8 protein-coding genes are annotated in these 17660 nt (G+C 69.3%); 3 read left to right on the plus strand and 5 right to left on the minus strand.

Features of this window, described 5'->3' with window-relative positions; translation table 11 throughout:
* Positions 1-76: 76 nt before the first annotated feature.
* Positions 77-1126: an aldo/keto reductase gene (locus F4X11_19250; GenBank protein MYN67140.1), complete on the minus strand. Its 1050-nt coding sequence runs from the start codon at positions 1124-1126 to the stop codon at positions 77-79.
* A 163-nt stretch (positions 1127-1289) separates the two neighbouring features.
* Positions 1290-2096 carry a hypothetical protein gene (locus F4X11_19255; protein ID MYN67141.1) on the minus strand — a complete coding sequence of 269 codons (807 nt, stop codon included), beginning with the start codon at positions 2094-2096 and terminating at the stop codon, positions 1290-1292.
* 103 nt (positions 2097-2199) lie between these two features.
* Here F4X11_19255 and gltX point away from each other — a divergent pair, with 103 nt between their 5' ends.
* Together gltX and F4X11_19265 are read left to right on the plus strand one after the other, a co-directional pair.
* Positions 2200-3780, plus strand: coding sequence for a glutamate--tRNA ligase (gltX, locus tag F4X11_19260; protein ID MYN67142.1), 1581 nt, complete (start codon positions 2200-2202; stop codon positions 3778-3780).
* A gap of 5 nt (positions 3781-3785) precedes the next feature.
* Entirely contained in the window at positions 3786-5498 is a 1713-nt protein-coding gene (locus tag F4X11_19265) for a glutamine--tRNA ligase/YqeY domain fusion protein (protein ID MYN67143.1), read from the plus strand.
* Between the two features lie 7 nt (positions 5499-5505).
* Here F4X11_19265 and F4X11_19270 read toward each other — a convergent pair whose 3' ends face one another.
* Positions 5506-8685, minus strand: a complete 3180-nt coding sequence (locus tag F4X11_19270) for an efflux RND transporter permease subunit (protein ID MYN67144.1) — start codon at positions 8683-8685, stop codon at positions 5506-5508.
* Between the two features lie 143 nt (positions 8686-8828).
* On the opposite strand from F4X11_19270, the gene F4X11_19275 reads away from it, so the two are divergent.
* Complete coding sequence (locus F4X11_19275) at positions 8829-12059, plus strand: efflux RND transporter permease subunit (GenBank protein MYN67145.1); 3231 nt, start codon at positions 8829-8831, stop codon at positions 12057-12059.
* On the opposite strand, the gene F4X11_19280 is transcribed toward F4X11_19275, so the two are convergent.
* On the minus strand, positions 12013-15156 hold the full coding sequence (locus tag F4X11_19280; protein ID MYN67146.1) for an efflux RND transporter permease subunit: 3144 nt from the start codon (positions 15154-15156) through the stop codon (positions 12013-12015). The genes F4X11_19275 and F4X11_19280 overlap by 47 nt on opposite strands.
* 8 nt (positions 15157-15164) lie before the next feature.
* The gene (locus F4X11_19285; GenBank protein ID MYN67147.1) at positions 15165-16343 is read right to left on the minus strand and encodes a hypothetical protein; all 1179 of its coding nucleotides are present in this window, start codon (positions 16341-16343) and stop codon (positions 15165-15167) included.
* Positions 16344-17660: the final 1317 nt, after the last annotated feature.

Raw genomic sequence — 17660 nt, forward strand, 5'->3', positions numbered from 1 at the left:
CCCTGCCTCCTCGGTTTCCGCTCTTCCGGTTTCGTTCCCGCGACGCGATACGGTTGCCTGCGGTGACCGCGCGACTTCAGTTGCCGCGCGGCTTCTTGAGGAGCGCGGCCAGGTCCCGTGACGTGCCCGGCAGGCGGTCGTCGCCCAGCGCCAGCATCCAGGCGGGGTACGGCGCCGGCGTCGCGCTTGCGTCGTCGAGCCGTTCGACCTCGTCGTCGGTGAGGGTCAGCTCCACCGCGCCCAGATTGTCCACGAGCTGATCCATCCGCTTGGCGCCGATGATGACGCTCGTGACCGCGTCCTGCGCCAGCAGCCAGGCCAGCGCCACCTGCGCTACGGATGCGCCGTGCGCGTCGGCGATGGGCCGCATGACGTCGAGGATGTCGAACGCTCTCTCCTTGTCCAGGGGCGGGAAGTCGAATGCGACGCGTCGCGCGTCGCCGTCGCGCGCGCCCTCGCGGGTGAACTTCCCGGACAGAAACCCGCCGGCCAGAGGGCTCCAGACGAGCAGGCCCAGCCCCTGGTCCCGGATGAGCGGAATCGTGTCCCGCTCGATGTCGCGTCCCGCCAGCGCGTAGTAGGACTGCGTGCACTGGAAGCGCTCGAAGCCCCGCCGCTCCGCCACGCCGAGCGCCTTCATCAGCTCCCACGCCTCCAGGTTCGAGCAGCCGATGTAGCGCACCTTGCCGGCGCGGACCAGGTCGGTCAGCGCGCCCAGCGTCTCGTCGATGGCGGTCTCGGGGTCGGCGCGGTGGATCTGGTAGAGGTCGATGTAGTCGGTGCCGAGCCGCTTCAGGCTCGCCTCGCAGGCGTCGATGATGTGCAGCCGGGAGAGGCCGACTTCGTTCGGCCCCGGACCCATGCGGCCGCGCACCTTGGTCGCGATGACGACGTCGCGGCGGCGCCCGGCCAGGGCGCGGCCGAGGATCTCCTCGGAGTCGCCGGTGGAGTAGACGTCCGCGGTGTCGAAGAAGTTGACGCCGGCGTCAAGCGAGCGGCCGACGAGCGCGTCGGCCTCCGACTGGCCGAGCGCGCCGATCATCTCCCACTGGGTGCCGAAGGTCATCGCCCCCAGGCAGAGTTCCGAGACGTACACCCCTGTTGCGCCCAATCGCCGGTATTGCATCCAATCATTGTATCGGGCGGGGACCCCTTCGCGCGGCAACCGCCGACCGGGCATCGCTTGCCAGCGCGGCGCTCCACGCGGCGGCTTTGTCTGACCGCAGCAGTCGGGCCGCCCCGACGTCCGTCAGGGCCGCCCCGTGCCTTCGGCTGGGCGTCCCGTCAGCTCAGCGGCTGTTCCACTGTTCCATCATCCACTCGCCGGCGTCGCGCAGCGAGCGGACGTAGCCGCCCATCGCGTAATGGCCCACGCGGTCGAGCGCTGTGAATGCCACGGCGCCGCCCGCCTCCTCGAGCTGCCGCGCCGCCTCCTCGGCGGGGCCGAACGGAACCACGTCGTCCGCGCGGCTGTGGATGATGTGCACCGGCATGCCGCCGAGCGCGTCGAGCGGCTCGTCGCCGGGGCGGCCGGCGATGGGAATGGCGCCGGTGAAGAAGTCCGGGTGCCGGGTTGCGAAGAACCACGTGCCGCGCCCGCCGAGGCTGAACCCGGTGACGAGGATGCGCGCGCGGTCGATGTTGTAGGTCTCGACGATCTGTTCGAGCAGAGCCATGACCCCGCGGTCGGAGACGTCGCTCGTCCAGCGCCGCGTCGGCACGTCCGGGGCGACGACCACCGCGTTCAGGGCGCGCAGGGCGGGTTCGAACATCTGCCGCATGTGGAGGCTGCCGTAGTACGACCCCTGCTTGCCGCCCGGGTGCAGGGCCAGGATCAGGGGATGCGGCGTGGCCGGGTCGTAGCCGGCCGGCACCGAGACCGCGTACGGCATCTCGCCGTGGCCTTCGATGGCGAACGTCAGGTGCTCCACTTCCGGCCGTCCTCCCGCCTGCGCCAGCAACTCGCTCCCGGCGCCTGCCATCGTCCCGAGTCCGCCCAGAGCCACCATCACGACGACCGCCGTCACCAGAGCGCGCATGTCGGAATCCTCTCTGCCGTGCAGCGGCCGCAGTCTTCCGTGCATCGGTCCCTGCATAATATCCGAGCGTCGCGGTGCGCGAGCCGCGGCGCGCCGTGGCCGGGCGGCTCACGCGAGTCGCCTGCGAGAGTCTGGACAGAGCTCCCTTTCAGGTACACGCATGCCCGTTCGCACCCGTTTCGCTCCGAGCCCGACCGGCTATCTCCACATCGGTGGCGTCCGCACGGCGCTGTTCAACTGGCTGTTCGCGCGCCGTCACGGGGGGCGGTTCATCCTGCGCATCGACGACACCGACCGGGAGCGCAACGTCGAGGCGGCCCTGCGGCCGATCCTCGACGGCTTCCGCTGGTTGGGCATCGACTGGGACGAGGGGCCGGAGGTGGGCGGCCCGTACGCGCCGTACTACCAGTCGCAACGGACCGATCGCTACCGGGCCGCGGTGTCGGAACTGCTCGACCGGGGGCTCGCGTACCGCGACTACGCCACGGCGGAAGAGACGACGGCCGAGCGCGAGGCGGCGCAGCGCGAGAAGCGGCGATTCATCTACAGCCGGCGCTGGATGGTGGAGACCGACGCCGACGCGGCGCGCTTCGAGGGCGAGGGACGCACCGCCGTCGTCCGCCTGAAGATGCCGCGCGACGGCGCCTGCCGCTTCGACGATCTGGTGCGGGGGCCGGTCGCCTTCGACTGGGCGCTCGAGCAGGACCACGTCATCCAGCGGGCCGACGGCAGCCATCTCTACCACCTGGCCAGCGCGGTCGACGACCACGACTTCGACATCTCGCACGTCATCCGCGCGGAGGAGCACCTGTCGAACACGCCGCGGCAGGTCTTCATCGCCGACGGGCTCGGCTACGACCGGCCGCGCTACGCGCACCTGCCCTACGTGGCGGCGCCGGGCGGCAGCGAGAAGCTGAGCAAGCGGAAGCTCGGCAAGTACCTGTCACAGCCCGAGTTCAAGAAGATGCACGACCACGGCGCCGGCATCCTGGCCGCGCTCGGCGGGAATGTCGTGCCGGAGACCTTCAACCCGGTGCTCGTGGAGTTCTACCGCGACGTCGGCTACCGGCCGGACGCGCTCGTCAACTACCTGCTGCTGCTCGGCTGGTCGCTCGACGACCGCACCGAGGACTTCACGCGCGACGAGATGATCGAGCACTTCTCTCTGGAGCGGGTGAACCGGTCCGCCGCGAGCTTCGACCCGCAGAAGATGATGGCGTTCGAGGAGCGCCGGATGAACGCGCTTTCGGTGGCTGCGAAGGTCGAGGCCGTCTCTCCGTACCTCGCGCGGCTCGGCCTCCTGGGGGCGGAGCCGACCGAGGCGGAGCGGGAGCGCATCGGAGCGGTGGTCGGCGCGGCGGACGACCGGATCAAGGTGGCGGGCGACATCGTGCGCTACACCGAGTTCTTCCAGGGCGACGCGGATTTCGCCTACGACGAGAAGGCGTTCCGCAAGCGCATCGGCGCGCCGGATGCCGCGGACCGGCTGCGGCGGTTCCGCCCGGTGCTGGAGGCGGTCGATCCCTTCGATGCCGCGACGCTCGACGCCGCGCTGCACCGGTTCGTCGAGGCGGAGGAGATCAAGATCGGACAGATCATCCATGCCTTACGGGTCGCGGCGACCGGCAAGGGCGTCGGGTTCGGCCTGTTCGAGGCACTGGAGATTCTCGGCCGCGCGGCGTGTCTCGCTAGAATTGACCGGGCCCTGGCCGCCGCGGAGGCGCAGTCGGGCGCTGACTGATTCAAATGAGCGAGGACACACGCGTGAGCATGCCCGAGACCGAAACCGCCGGACTCGACTTCATTCGGGAAATCGTCACTGCCGACAAGGCCGCCGGCCGTCGCGGCGGGCGGGTCCACACCCGGTTTCCGCCCGAGCCGAACGGCTACCTGCACATCGGCCACGCGAAGTCGATCTGCCTGAACTTCGGCATCGCGCAGGAGTTCGGCGGCCTCTGCAACCTGCGCATGGACGACACGAACCCGGAGACGGAGGACGAGGAGTTCGTGCGCGCGATCGAGCAGGACGTCCGCTGGCTCGGCTTCGACTGGGAGGACCGCTCCTGCTACGCGTCCGACTACTTCGAGCGGCTCCACGCGTGCGCGGTCTCGCTGATCCGCAAGGGGCTGGCCTACGTCGACGACCTGCAGGGCGAGGAGGTGAGCCGCTACCGCGGACGGTGGGACGAGCCGGGGCGCGACAGCCCGTACCGCGACCGGCCGGTGGAGGAGAACCTGGACCTGTTCGCCCGGATGCGGGCGGGCGAGTTCGCCGACGGCGCGCGGACGCTGCGGGCGAAGATCGACATGGCGGCGCCCAACATGAACATGCGCGATCCGACGATCTATCGGATCCGCCGCAGCCCCCACTACCGGCAGGGCGACGACTGGATCATCTATCCGACCTACGACTTCACGCACCCGCTGTCGGACGCCTTCGAGCGGATCACGCATTCGCTCTGCACGCTGGAGTTCGAGGACCACCGGCCGCTCTACGACTGGTACCTGCAGGCGCTCGACTTCGAGGACCCGCCGCGGCAGATCGAGTTCGCCCGGCTCAACCTGACGCACACCGTGCTCAGCAAGCGGAAGCTGCTGGAGCTGGTGGAGGGGAAGCACGTCGACGGCTGGGACGATCCGCGGATGCCGACGTTGACCGGCATGCGGCGGCGTGGCTATCCGCCCGCCGCCATTCGCGACTTCTGCGGGCGAATCGGGATCGCCAAGGCCAACAGCGTCGTGCAGATGGCACAGCTCGAGGATGCGGTCAGGCAGGAACTCAACCGAACAGCCCCTCGCGTAATGGCGGTCAACCTACCGCTGAAGGTGGTCATCGAGAACTACCCGGAAGACCGCGTTGAAGAGCTCGAAGCGATAAACAACCCGGAGGACCCCAGTGCCGGCACGCGCAAGGTGCCGTTCTCGCGAGAGCTGTACATCGAGGAAGCGGACTTTCAGGAGAACCCGCCGAGGAAGTTCTTCCGCCTCGCGCCGGGGCGGGAGGTTCGTCTCCGCTACGCCTACTTCCTGACCTGTCGCGACGTGATCAAGGACGGTGACGGAAAGGTGGTCGAGCTGCGCTGCACTTACGATCCGGAGACCCGAGGCGGGTATGCGCCCGACGGCCGAAAGGTGCGCGGCACGATTCACTGGGTGTCGGCCCGGCATGCTCTTCCGGCCAAGGTGCGTCTCTACGAGCACCTGTTCGGTGTGGAGCATCCCGAAGACGTTCCCGAGGGGACGGACTACAAGGACGGCCTCCAAGTGTTCGAGACACGCGAGAAGAGCCGCGTCGAACCGAGCCTGGCCGGTGCGGTCCCGGGTGCGGTCTACCAGTTCGAGCGCCGGGGGTACTTCTGCGTCGATCCGGACTCGACGGGCGGAGATCTGGTCTTCAATCGGACGGTCGGGTTGCGGGACACGTGGGTGAAGATCCTGAAGAAGCAGGGCAAGCGGTAGCTGGGTCCTACTCCCTGGCGCCTTCGGCCATCATCACCAGCGTCGGCAGGATGAAGAGAATGAACGCGCCCGACAGCACCAGGCCGCCCACCATGCTGACCACGAACGGCACGAGGAAGATCAGATCGTCGCTACGCTCGTAGAGCAGGGGAGACAGCCCCAGGATGGTGGTCGCGCTCGTCAGGAAGACTGCCCGGAAGCGGTGCCTCGCCGCCGCGGCCGCCGCTGCGATGGCCGGCAGCATGTCGTTCTCGCGGCGAATCACGTTGTAGCGGTCCAGCAACACCAGCGCGTCGTTGACGACCACTCCGAAGACGGCGATCAGGCCGAGTATCGACATGGCGCTCAGATCCCACCCGAGCGCCCAGTGCGCCAGGATGGCGCCGGCGAACGAAACGGGGAACCCGGCCACGGCCACGAGGGGCTTCCAGTAGCTCCGCAGAAAGGCCGCCATGAGCGCGTACATGGCGATCAGCACGACCGGCACCAGGAGCCCGAGCGTTTCCAGCATGCCCCGCTCGTTCCGTACCCCGCCCTCCGGCTCGATGGTCAGGCCGGGGTACTGCGCGAGCAATGCCGGGACGATCTCCCGCTCTACCGTCCGCCGGGCCTGGATGGGCGTGATCACCGCGGCGTCCGCTCGCGCCTCCACCGTCGCGGCCCGGTTGCCGTCGATGCGCATCAACGTCGCCTGTTGGCGGTTCTCGGTCAGGTTCGCCACCATCGACAACGGCACCTCGCCGCCGCCGGCCCGGCGGACGCGCTCGCCGGTCAGCTCGCGCAGATTGCGCCGCCGCTCCCTCGGGTACCGCACCATGACCTTGAGCTCTTCGTGGCCGCGCTGTATGCGCTGGACCTCCACGCCGTGGAAGTTGGCGCGTAACTGCATCCCTATCGCAGCAGGCGTCAGTCCCGCCGCCTCGCCGGCCGGGGTGAGCTCGATCTCGATGTGACGCTTGCCGCGCGAAAGGCTGTCGGCGATGCCGTACACGCCCGGCACCGTCGCCAGAAACGACCGCAACTCGGCGGCCGCTCTTCCCAGCGTTTCCGCGTCGTCGTGCTTGAGCGCGTAGGCGACTGTCGGCCCGATCCGGATCTGCGTGGTCTGGAACACCATTCTCTCCGGATCGGGAAGTGCGCCGATGTTCAGACGCCACGCCCGCTCGATTTCCACGGGCGACGCTTGACGCGTGGGCCGCTCGTTGAGATGGAGCCGCACGCCGGCCATGTGGCTGCGGTTGGACTCGTCCGTGCCCGTTCGCGACGCCAGGGCGTTGCCTGCGAGCACGCTGACGCCGTTGATCGATTCTCCCGGAAGCTGCTCGTTAATCGCGTAGGCGGCGTCGGCGACCTGCTCGGCGGCGGCGAGGGTGGTCTCGAACGGTGTGCCGGCCGGCAGATGCAGGTCCACCTGCACGCTCCCGGGCGGGCCCATCTCCGCATCGAAGATGATCACCCGAACCGCCTCGGATAGCAGCAGCGACACGGAGAAGAGCACCAGCGCGGCGCCGGCGGCGAGCGTCGACGAGATGTGCCGCACGGACCACGACACGGCCGGCACGACGGTGCGGTCGCGGATCGCGTCTATCCAGACGCAAACGCGGTCCTGCAGCGTACGCAACGGCTCCATGCTCCAGCGCCCTTCGTGCGAAAGATGGGCCGGCAGAATGAAGAACGCCTCGATCAGCGACACGGCGAGCACGAAGAGCGCGACGTACGGAAACACGTTCACCAACTGCATGGCGGCGGTGGTGACGAAGAGGAACGGCACGAACGCCAGGAGCGTGGTGCAGGCGCCGATGGTGATCGGACCCGCGACTGCCCTGACGCCTGCCGCGGCCGCCTCCGCCCCGCGTTTGCCGTTGTGGCGTTCGGCGGCGATGCTCTCGCCGACCACCAAGGCGTCGTCGACCACGAGGCCCACCATCAGGAAGAAGCCGACCAGCGTTCCTATGTTCAGGGTCAGGTTGGCTGGACCGAAGAACATCAACGAGCCGATGAAGGCCAACGGGATGCCGGCCGTAATCCACGCCGCGGCGCGCAGGTCGAACACCAGCAACAGCAGGGCGAAGACCAGTATCGCGCCGGCCAGCCCGTTGCGCGCGACGGACGACAACCGCTCGATGGCCGGCTGCGCCAGATCGTTCCAGACGCCGACGTGAATGCCCTGCGGAGCATCGTAGTCTGCCAGCCAGCTTCTGATGTCGGCGACCATGTCCGCGATCGACTGCCGCTCGGTGGCGTCGACGCGCACGAACACCGCGGGTGTGCCGTCGACCTCGGCGACGACGTCGTCGTCGACGAACTCGTCGCGGATCTCCGCGACGTCGCCCAGCGTCACGATGGTCCCGTTCAGCCGCGTGATGAGCGGAATGCCTTCGAACTCCTCGCCGATGCTGCGCTTGGCGACGGTGTGCAGGACGACGCCGCCGGACTCGGTGCGCAACTCTCCGAACGTGAGGTTGAGCGAGGCCCTTTGCACCGCCCTCGATACCTCGGCGAGGGACAGATCGTTGCGGCGCAGATCCTCCTCGCTCAGCTCGATTGCTATCTCGCGGTCGCGCGTCCCCCTGAGCGTCACCTGCGAGACGGAGGGCAGCTCCAGCAGCTCGCTGCGCACTTCCTCGGCCGCGAGCCGCAACGCGTCCTCGCCCACCAGCGACGACGAGACCGCCAAGGTCATCGCCTCGATGGCCAACCGCTCCAGCCTTATCTCGGGCGGCTCCGCGTTCATCGGCGGGAAGTTCTCTATGGCGCCCACCGCGTTGCGCACGTCGCTCAGAACGGCGCCGGCGTCCGCGAAGGTGGCCACCTCGATCCGTACCCGCCCGCGGCCCTCGGCGGCGGTGGCCACGACCCGCTCGACGCCGGCGAGACCGATGACGGCCTGCTCGATGCGCAGATTGACGTCCTGCTCCACCTCCTGCGGCGACGAGCCGGGCGCGCGCACGGTCACGCTGGCGGTTCGCAGATCGATTGCCGGATAGTTCTGCACGGCGAGACGGAACCCGGACGCGATTCCCCCGACGACGAGGACTACCATGAGAAGATTGGCGGCGACGGGATTCCCCGCGAAGTAGCCGATCAACCCGGTCTTCCCGGCGGCTCCCAACTGCGCGTTCCGTTCGACGTCGGTGGTGCTCATGGGCATCACTCCCTCGGTTCGTCGGCGAGGAGCCGGTATCATACAACCACCGCGGTAGTAGTCGATTACGACGGATTCGAGGGGAGACGGCGACGGATAGCTGAACTGCGCAGCGTGCGCTGCGTCCGGCCGGGTGACGTTTCGGCTTCGGGAGCGAGGGTCGATACGCAGGGGCGAGCGGCAAGATGAACCGTGCGATAGGCTGGCTGGCTCACAATCCCGTCGCGGCCAACCTCCTGATGGTTCTGATCGTCGCGAGCGGCCTGACGGGCGCCGCGAGCGTCACCGAAGAGGTGTTCCCGGAACTCGACCTGCGCCGCATCAGCATCCAGGTGCCCTACCTCGGTGCGGCGCCGGAAGAGGTCGAGTCCGGGGTCGTCGTACGTATCGAGGAGGCCGTCCAGAACATCGACGGCGTTCAGCAGATCGTGTCGACGGCGTCCGAGGGCAGCGCGTCGGTGATCGTGGAGCTCGAGACCGGCGCCGACGCCCAGCGCGTGCTCGACGAGATCACCAACAACGTCCAGGCGATCACGACGTTTCCCATCGAGACCGAGAAGCCGATCATTCGCGAGCTGGTCACCCGCAACCAGGTGACGGATGTGGCCATCGCCGGCGCCGCCGACGTCGCCACTCTCAAGTCGATCGCCGAGCTCGTGCGGGACGGACTGGTCGCCCTGCCGGAGGTCGGCCAGGTCGAGATCGTGAGCGTCCCGCCGTACGAGATCTCCATCGAGGTGTCGGAGGTGGCGCTGCGGCGTCACCGGCTCACGTTCGACCAGGTCGCGAACGCCGTTCGCCGCTCCTCGCTGGATCTGCCGGGCGGCTCGGTGCGCACCCGGCGCGGCGAGATCCTGCTGCGCACGATCGGACAGGCCTACAGCGGCGCCGACTACGAGCGCCTCGTGCTCTGGACCCGGCCGGACGGCAGTCGCCTGCTGCTGGGCGACGTGGCCACGGTCGTCGACGGCTTCGCGGAAACCGATCAGCGCGCCCGTTTCGACGAGCTTCCGGCCGTGACGGTGTCGGTCTACCGCTCCGGGGACCAGAGCGCGCTCGACGTGGCGGCGGCCGTGCGCGACTTCGTCAGGCGCGCGGACGCCTGGTTGCCCGAAGGCGTCACGCTGACGGTCTGGCAGGACCAGTCGCTGGTGCTGACCGACCGGCTGGCGATCATGTTCGAAAACGGCGCCGCCGGGTTCATGCTCGTCTTCGTCGTGCTGGCGCTGTTTCTCGACATGCGGCTCGCCTTCTGGGTCAGCCTCGGGATTCCGATCTGCTTCCTCGGCGCCGTCGCGTTGATGCCCGGCCTGAGCCTGAGCGTCAACATGGTCTCGTGCTTCGCCTTCATCCTGGTGCTCGGCATCGTCGTCGACGACGCCATCATCGTCGGCGAGAACATCCACCGCCATCAGGAACAGCACGGAGACGGTCTGCGCGGCGCCGTCGACGGGGCGCGGGAGATCGGCAAGCCGGTGATCTACGCCGTCCTGACGACGGCGGTGGCATTCATGCCGCTGCTCTTCGTGACCGGCGGGTTCGGGCAGATGTTCCAGGTCGTGCCGCTCGTCGTCGTGCCCTGCCTGCTGTTCTCGCTGATCGAATCGCTCGGCATCCTGCCCGCCCACCTCGCGCACGGCCGGCGGCGGGCGCGCGCCGGCTCCTGGCGCCGATTGCAGCAGCGCATCGCAGGCGGACTCCTCTGGTGCGTCCGCAACGGCTACGAACCGGCCCTGGACGCCGCTCTCCGGTGGCGCTATGTCGCTGCGGCGGTCGGATTGGCCGCCCTGATCCTCACTGGCGGCCTCGCGCTGGGCGGCTGGACCAACTTCCAGTTCGCACCGGCGATCGAGAACGAGTTCATGACCGCCTCGATCACGATGCCGCTGGGCACGCCGGCCGACGCCACTTCGGCGGCGGTCGCGAAGTTCGAGGCGGGCGCCGCACGGTTGCGGGCGACTCTCGAGGAGAACACCGGCTTCGACTACTTCCGGCACCTGGCGACGACGATCGGCGACCAGCCGGTGCTGGCGCGCGGAGCGACCGGCGGCCGGGTGGGACGCATCAACGCCGACGTGGTAGCCGCCTCCAACATAGGTGAAGTCACGATCGAGCTCGCGCCCGCCGAGACACGCTCGTACACCAGCGAGCAGCTCGGCCTCCTGTGGCGGGAGGAGACCGGCCCGGTCCCGGAAGCGGTCGCTATCGAATTGCGCGCGTCGCTGCTGAGCGCCGGGGAGGACGTCAACGTGGAGTTCTCCGGGCGGAACCTCGAACGTCTGCGGGCCGTCGCCGACGCGCTCAAGGGCCGGCTGGCCGAGTACGCCGGCGTCTATGGAATCGCCGATTCCATGCAGGCCGGCAAAGCGGAGATGCGGCTGGACATCCGGCCCGCGGCCGAGACGCTCGGGCTGACGCTCGAGGACCTCGGCCGCCAGGTCCGGCAGGCGTTCTACGGCGAGGAAGCGCAGCGCATCCAGCGTGGGCGCGACGACGTCCGCGTCATGGTCCGCTACCCCCGCGAGCAGCGGCGGTCGCTCGGCAACCTGGAAGCCATGCGCGTCCGCACGCCGAACGGCGGGGAGGTGCCCTTCAGCCAGGTGGCGTTGGTGGAGCCGGGGCGCGGCTTCGCCTCGATCCGGCGCATCGACCGCAGCCGGGCCGTGAACGTGACCGCGTCGGTCGATCCGCAGGTTTCGTCGGCGGGGGCCCTCGTCGCCGATCTGCGAGAGCGCATCCTGCCCCAGTTGCTCGCGGAGTTTCCGGGCGTGTTCTACGCGTTCAGAGGTTCGCAGCAGACGCAGCAGGAGGCCGTGAGCGGCCTGCGGGTCGGGTTCGTCCTGGCCGTGATCCTGATCTTCGGACTGCTCGCGATCCCGCTGCGCTCGTACGCGCAGCCGCTCATCATCATGGGCGCCATTCCCTTCGGCCTCGTGGGCGCTCTGTGGGGCCACATCCTGATGGGGCTCGACGTCACGTTCATGTCGCTGCTCGGCCTGGTCGCCCTGACCGGCGTCGTCGTCAACGACAGCCTGATCATGGTCGACTTCATCAACCGGGCGCGGCACGCCGAGGGCGCGGAGAGCCGTGGACCGGACGGCCGGCAGCCTGCCCCTGCCGGACTGGAGCACGCCATCCGTCAGGCGGGCGGGCAGCGGTTTCGTCCCATCGTCCTCACGTCGCTGACCACCTTCGCCGGCCTGGTGCCGATGATGGCCGACCGCAGCATGCAGGCGGCGTTCTTCATTCCGATGGCGGTCTCGCTCGCCTTCGGCGTGCTGTTCGCCACCGTCATCACGCTGTTCCTGGTGCCGGTCTCCTACGCGATCCTCGACGACGTGCAGCGGTTGCCGCGGCGTCTGACGGGTTCTACTCGCTGGCGCCCTCGGCCATCATCACCAGCGTCGGCAGGATGAACAGAATGAACGCACCCGACAGGACCAGGCCGCCCACCATGCTCACCACGAACGGCACGAGGAATATCAGGTCGTCGCTTCGTTCGTAGAGCATGGGCGACAGCCCGAGGATGGTGGTCGCGGTCGTCAGGAACACCGCCCGGAAGCGGTGCCGCGCGGCGGCCGACGCCGCGGCGATGGCCGGCAGCATGTCGTTCTCGCGGCGAATCACGTTGTAGCGGTCCAGCAGCACCAGCGCGTCGTTGACCACCACCCCGAAGACCGCGATCAGGCCCAACAGCGACAGGGCGCCCAGGTTCCACCCGAGTACCCAATGCGCGAGGACCGCGCCGGCGAACGCGATCGGGAAGCCGGCCACGGCCACGAGCGGCTTCCAGTAGCTCCGCAGAAAGGCCGCCATCAGCGCGTACATCGCGATCAGCACCACCGGGACCAGCAGGCCCAGCGTCTCCAGCATGGCCCGCTCGTCCCGCGCGCCGCCTTCCCGCTCGACGCTCAGGCCCGGGTACTTCGCCAGCAGTTCCGGGATGAACTCCCGGTCGGCCCTTCGCCGCGCCTGGATGGGAGTGAGCTCCGCGGTGTCCGCCCGCGCCTCCACGGTCGTGGCCCGCCTGCCGTCGATGCGCATCAACGTCGCCTGGTCGCGGCTCTCGGTCAGATTCGCCACCACTGACAACGGCACCTCGCCGCCGCCGACGCGGCGGACGCGCTCGCTGGACAGCGCGCGCAGATTGCTCCGCCGCTCGCGCGGGTAGCGCACCATCACTTTCAGCTCTTCGTGGCCGCGCTGGATCCGCTGCACCTCGAGGCCGTGGAAGTTGGCGCGCAACTGCGTCCCGATCGCGGCCGGCGTCAGGCCCGCCGCCTCGCCGGCCGGGGTCAGCGAGATATCCAGGTGCCGCTTGCCCGGCGACAGGCTGTCGGTGATCTCGTAGAGGCCCGGAATCGTCGCCAGGAAGGCCCGCAACTCGCCGGTCGCCTTCCGCAACGTCTCCGCGTCGTCGTGCTTCAGCGCGTAGGCGACGGTGGGCCGGGACCGAATGTCCGTGGTCACAACCTCCATCCGCTCCAGGTACGGGAGCTCGCCGATGTTCCGGCGCCACGCCCGCTCGATCTCCGCGGGCGACGCCTCCCGGACGGGCCGCTCGTTCAGATGGACCCGGACGCCGGCGATATGGCTGCCCCTGGACTCTCGCGCAACCGCTCGCGGCGACATGACGTCGCCGGCGAGAATGCTGACCGCGTCGATGGACTCCCCCGGAAGCTGCTCGTTCATCGCGTACGCGGCGTCCACGACCTGCTCGGCGGCGGCCAGCGTCGTCCCGAACGGCGTGCCGACCGGCAGGCGCAGGTCCACCTCGACGTTCTCGGGCGGGTTCATCTCCGCATCGAAGACAATGACGCGCACGACATCGGAGCCGATCAACAGCAGGGAAAACAGCACCAGCGCGGCCCCGGCGGCCAGCGTCGACGAGCCGTGCCGCACGGACCACGACACGGCCGGCACCACCGTGCGATCGCGGATCCGGTCTATCCAGTCGCACACGCGGGCCTGCACCGTTCGCAACGGTTCCCGGCTCCAGCGCCCCTCGTTCGAGAGGTGGGCCGGCAGAATGAAGAACGCCTCGATCAGCGACACGGAGAGCACGAAGAGCGCGACATACGGAAACACGTTCACCAGTTGCGTGACGGTGGCCGTGACGAAAAGGAAGGGCACGAACGCGAGCAGCGTCGTGCAGGCGCCGATGGTTATCGGCCCCACCACCGCCCGGGCGCCCGCGGCCGCCGCCTCGGCCCCGCGCTTGCCGTTGTCGCGTTCGGCGGCGATGCTCTCGCCCACCACCAGCGCGTCGTCGACGACGAGGCCCACCATCAGGAAGAACCCGATCAGCGTCGCCAGGTTCAGCGTCAGGCTCGCGGGGCCGAAGAACAGGAGCGAGCCGACGAACGAGAACGGGATGCCGACGGTTATCCACGTCGCGGCACGGAGGTCGAACACCAGGAGGAGCAGGACGAAGACCAGGATCACGCCGGCCAGCCCGTTTCTGGCGATCGACGACAACCGGGCGAGGGCCGGCTGCGCCTGGTCTTTCCAGACGCCGACCGCGACATCCTGCGGGGCGTCGTAGCTCGCCAGCCAGCTACGAATGTCGCCGGTCATGGCGGTGAGCGACTGCTGCTCGGTGGCGTCGACGCGAATGAACACCGCCGGCGCGCCGTTGACCTCGGAGACGATGTCGTCGTCGACGAACCCGTCGCGGACCTCCGCCACGTCGCCCAGCGTCACGATGGTCCCGTTCAGCCGCGTGATGAGCGGAATGCCCTCGAACTCCTCGCCGATGCTGCGCTTGGCGACCGTGTGCAGCACCACCCCGCCGGCGTCGGTGCGCAGCTCCCCGAACGTGAGATTGAGCGAGGCCCGCTGCACCGTGCTCGACACCTCGGCGATGGACAGGTCGTTGCGGCGCAACTCTTCCTCGCTCAGCTCGATCGCTATCTCCCGGTCGCGCGTGCCCCGCAGGGACACCTGCGAGACGGAGGGCAGCTCCAGCAGCTCGCTACGCACGTCCTCGGCCGCGAGCCGCAGCTCGTTCTCGTCCACCACCGACGACGAGACGACCAGGGTCATCGCCTCGATGGACAGGCGCGCCAGCTCGATTTCGGCGCGCTCGGCGTTCAACGGCGGGAAGTTCTCGATGGCGTCCACCGCGTTCCGCACGTCGTTCAGGACGGTGTTGTTGTCCGCGAAGGTCGCCAGCTCGATGCGTGTGCTGCCCCATCCCTCGTTGGCGGTGGTCACTACCCGCTCGACGCCGGCAAGCCCGATGACGCTCTCCTCGACGCGGCGGTTGATGTCCTGCTCCACCTCCTGCGACGACGAGCCGGGCGAGCGCACGGTCACGAGAATCGTGCGCAGATCGATTTCCGGGAAGTTCTGCACGGCGATCCCGAACCCGGACGCGATGCCACCCACGACGAAGACCGCCATGAGCAGATTGGCGGCGACCGGATTCTCCGCGAAGTAGCCGATCAGACCCTTGCGCGCGGTGGTCGCGGGCGGTGCCGTCCCCGAAGTGTCGGTGGTGGACATGCCCATGACTCCCTTCAGTTGGACGGCGGCGCCGCGTCCGTCGCCTCGACCGCCAGTCCTTCACGGGCTCCCGGCAGTGTGCCGACTACGACCCCTTCGCCCGCCTCGAACGCCTGCACCACCCAGCCGGCATCCGTCCGGCCGAGCGCCTTCGGCGCAAGCGCGCTCAGCAGGCCGTCCCGGACCACCCACACGCTGTCGCGCTCCTGCAGGACCGATTCCGGCAGCACGTACACGTCCTTGTAGACAGGACCCTCGATGGCCGCCTCCACGAACGTGCCCGGCGCGGGCAGCGAGTCGGGATGCGCATCCGCCGCGAACTTGAGGAACACGGACGCCAGGCGGGTCCTGGGAGCGACCACCGAGGAGACGCGCACCACCCGGGCCTCCCACGCCGCCATCTGGCCAACGATGCGCGCCTTCCGCCCGATCACGGGATCCAGGTACTCCAGGTCCCGCGGCTCGATGGGCACGTCCACCTGCAGCGCCCCCGGGCGGTACACGACGCCCAGGCGCGACGACGGCCCGCCGACCAGGTCCGCCGGGCCCACCAGCTCACCCACCTCGACGTCCGAGCCCATCACCCGCCCGTCGTACGGCAGGGAGATGTTCGTGCGCTCCAGTCGCAGCTCGGCCAGCTTCAGGTCGGCTTGCGCCCGCATGAGCCGCGCTTCGGCCTCCGCGATGGACGGCAGGCGGCGGACCGACTCGGACGGCTCGGCGCCCGGGTTCTCGCGCTCGAATGTCCGGATGTCCTCTTCCGCACCGGCCTGCTCGACCCACACTTGGGCCTCGGCCTCCCGGACCGCCATTGCCGCCGCCTCGACCTGCAGCTCGAACTCGGCCGGGTCTATCCGGATGAACGGCTCGTCGGCCCTGATCGACCCGCCGTTGCTGAAGTCGGGAGAGACCCAGGCGATGCGGCCCACGACCTCGGACGCCACCCGCACCCGCTCCTCCAGATTCACCGTGCCGGTCAATTCGACCGTCAGCGCCTGCTCGGTCGGGGCCGGGTGAATGACCCTGACCGTCGGCCGGGCGCTCTCGGACGCCGGACCGGACGCGGCGCCTCGGTCTACGCGGCCGGGCGCCCGTGCGAAGAACAAGGCGACCGCGATCAGGAAGACAATCGCGGCCAACTGCGCGTAGCCGCGCCATTCGGTCCCGCCGGAGCGGTTCGGTTCTTCTGCCATTTCCATGTTCCTCGGCTCAAGCCAGGTTTCGCGAGGGGGAGGCGGCTTCGAGCCCGCGCGTGTTTCCGCGATGGTCCGCGTGTCTCAGTGGGCCGCGGCGGGGGCGGTGCTTGCTGCGCGACGCCCGTTCGCGAGTGCTCACGGCAACCGGGTTTCGCAACTTCGACCTCTCTCGGACCAGAATGGGATTCTGCATGGGACAATGCTGCAAGTCAACGTGACTGCCCGAGTTGTTCAGGCTCGAGAGGGCCTTTCGCGGAGAGCAAGAACCCGAGAGGCGGTTGCGGGAGACCCACGTCGTATCGTGTTAGCACGACATTCGCCAGGGAGATCGTGGTCGACGACGCGGACTGCCATGGTTCGTCAGCCGGGTCTACGGACCGGCCCTGGAGGCCGCGCTCCGCTGGCGTTACGTCACGGCGGCGCTCGGGCTGGCCACCTTGATCCCTGACGGCGTCGTCATCGGGACCTTGCGGCGCCCGCGACCACGCCGGCGGCAACTCCTCGGACTGCTACGGAACACGGCGCCCCTCCGGCAGCGCGAACGCCAGCAGCTCGCCCGGCGCCTGCGGGCCGCCGACGGCGACCACCACGTACTGCCGGCCATCGAGCAGGTAGGTCATCGGCGTGCCGGTCTGCGGCGCCGGCATGTAGACCGCGCCGGCGTCGGCGCCGGTCGCCTTGTCGTAGGCGCGCAGCAGGGCCCCGCGCCGGCCGTCCGGGGTCGTGACGAACCCGCCGTCTGCCTCCTGCCGGCCGCCCTCGCCGGAGATGAGCAGCGTCTTCGTCGTCAGCGTGCCGATCGGTCCCTTGCGGCCGGTGCGCGGGAGGTCGACGCCCTGCAGAGCCGGGTGCTCCTTCACCCAGTCGGGCGTGTCGCCGTGGGCCACCTGCCAGACGATCTCGCCGCGGTTCAGGTCGATGGCGGTGATCCGGCCCCACGGCGGCCGCATCAGCGGGAGGCCCTGGACGGTCATGCCGGGGCCGCCGGCCGGCAGGTTGAGGAAATCCATGTCCGAGCGGCGCGGGTCGTTCTGCATCGAGAGGATGCGGCTCAGGGTATGGGAGAAGACGTAGAGGATGCCGGTTTCCGGGTCGTAGGAGCCGCCGGGCCAGTTGGCGCCGTTGGGGACGAACAACGTCCCGAGCTTGTCGCCGTCCCCGCGCGTGATCGGCGGCGTGAAGACCGGGCCGAAGCGGTACTGCTGGACGATGCGCAGCGCCTCGGCTTCCAGCTCCGGGGTCAGGTCGATGATCTCCTCCAGCTCGAACCCCTGGCGCTCGAAGGGCGGCGGCCTGGTGGGGAAGGGCTGGGTG

This window comes from Acidobacteriota bacterium (assembly GCA_009861545.1).
Classification (GTDB): Bacteria; Acidobacteriota; Vicinamibacteria; order Vicinamibacterales; family UBA8438; genus WTFV01.

Coding starts and splice junctions, on each gene's coding strand:
- F4X11_19250 (MYN67140.1), bottom strand. CDS start 1,126: ATGCAATACCGGCGATTGGGCGCAACAGGGGTGTACGTCTCGGAACTC.
- F4X11_19255 (MYN67141.1), bottom strand. CDS start 2,096: ATGCAGGGACCGATGCACGGAAGACTGCGGCCGCTGCACGGCAGAGAG.
- gltX (MYN67142.1), top strand. CDS start 2,200: ATGCCCGTTCGCACCCGTTTCGCTCCGAGCCCGACCGGCTATCTCCAC.
- F4X11_19265 (MYN67143.1), top strand. CDS start 3,786: ATGAGCGAGGACACACGCGTGAGCATGCCCGAGACCGAAACCGCCGGA.
- F4X11_19270 (MYN67144.1), bottom strand. CDS start 8,685: ATGATACCGGCTCCTCGCCGACGAACCGAGGGAGTGATGCCCATGAGC.
- F4X11_19275 (MYN67145.1), top strand. CDS start 8,829: ATGAACCGTGCGATAGGCTGGCTGGCTCACAATCCCGTCGCGGCCAAC.
- F4X11_19280 (MYN67146.1), bottom strand. CDS start 15,156: ATGGGCATGTCCACCACCGACACTTCGGGGACGGCACCGCCCGCGACC.
- F4X11_19285 (MYN67147.1), bottom strand. CDS start 16,343: ATGGCAGAAGAACCGAACCGCTCCGGCGGGACCGAATGGCGCGGCTAC.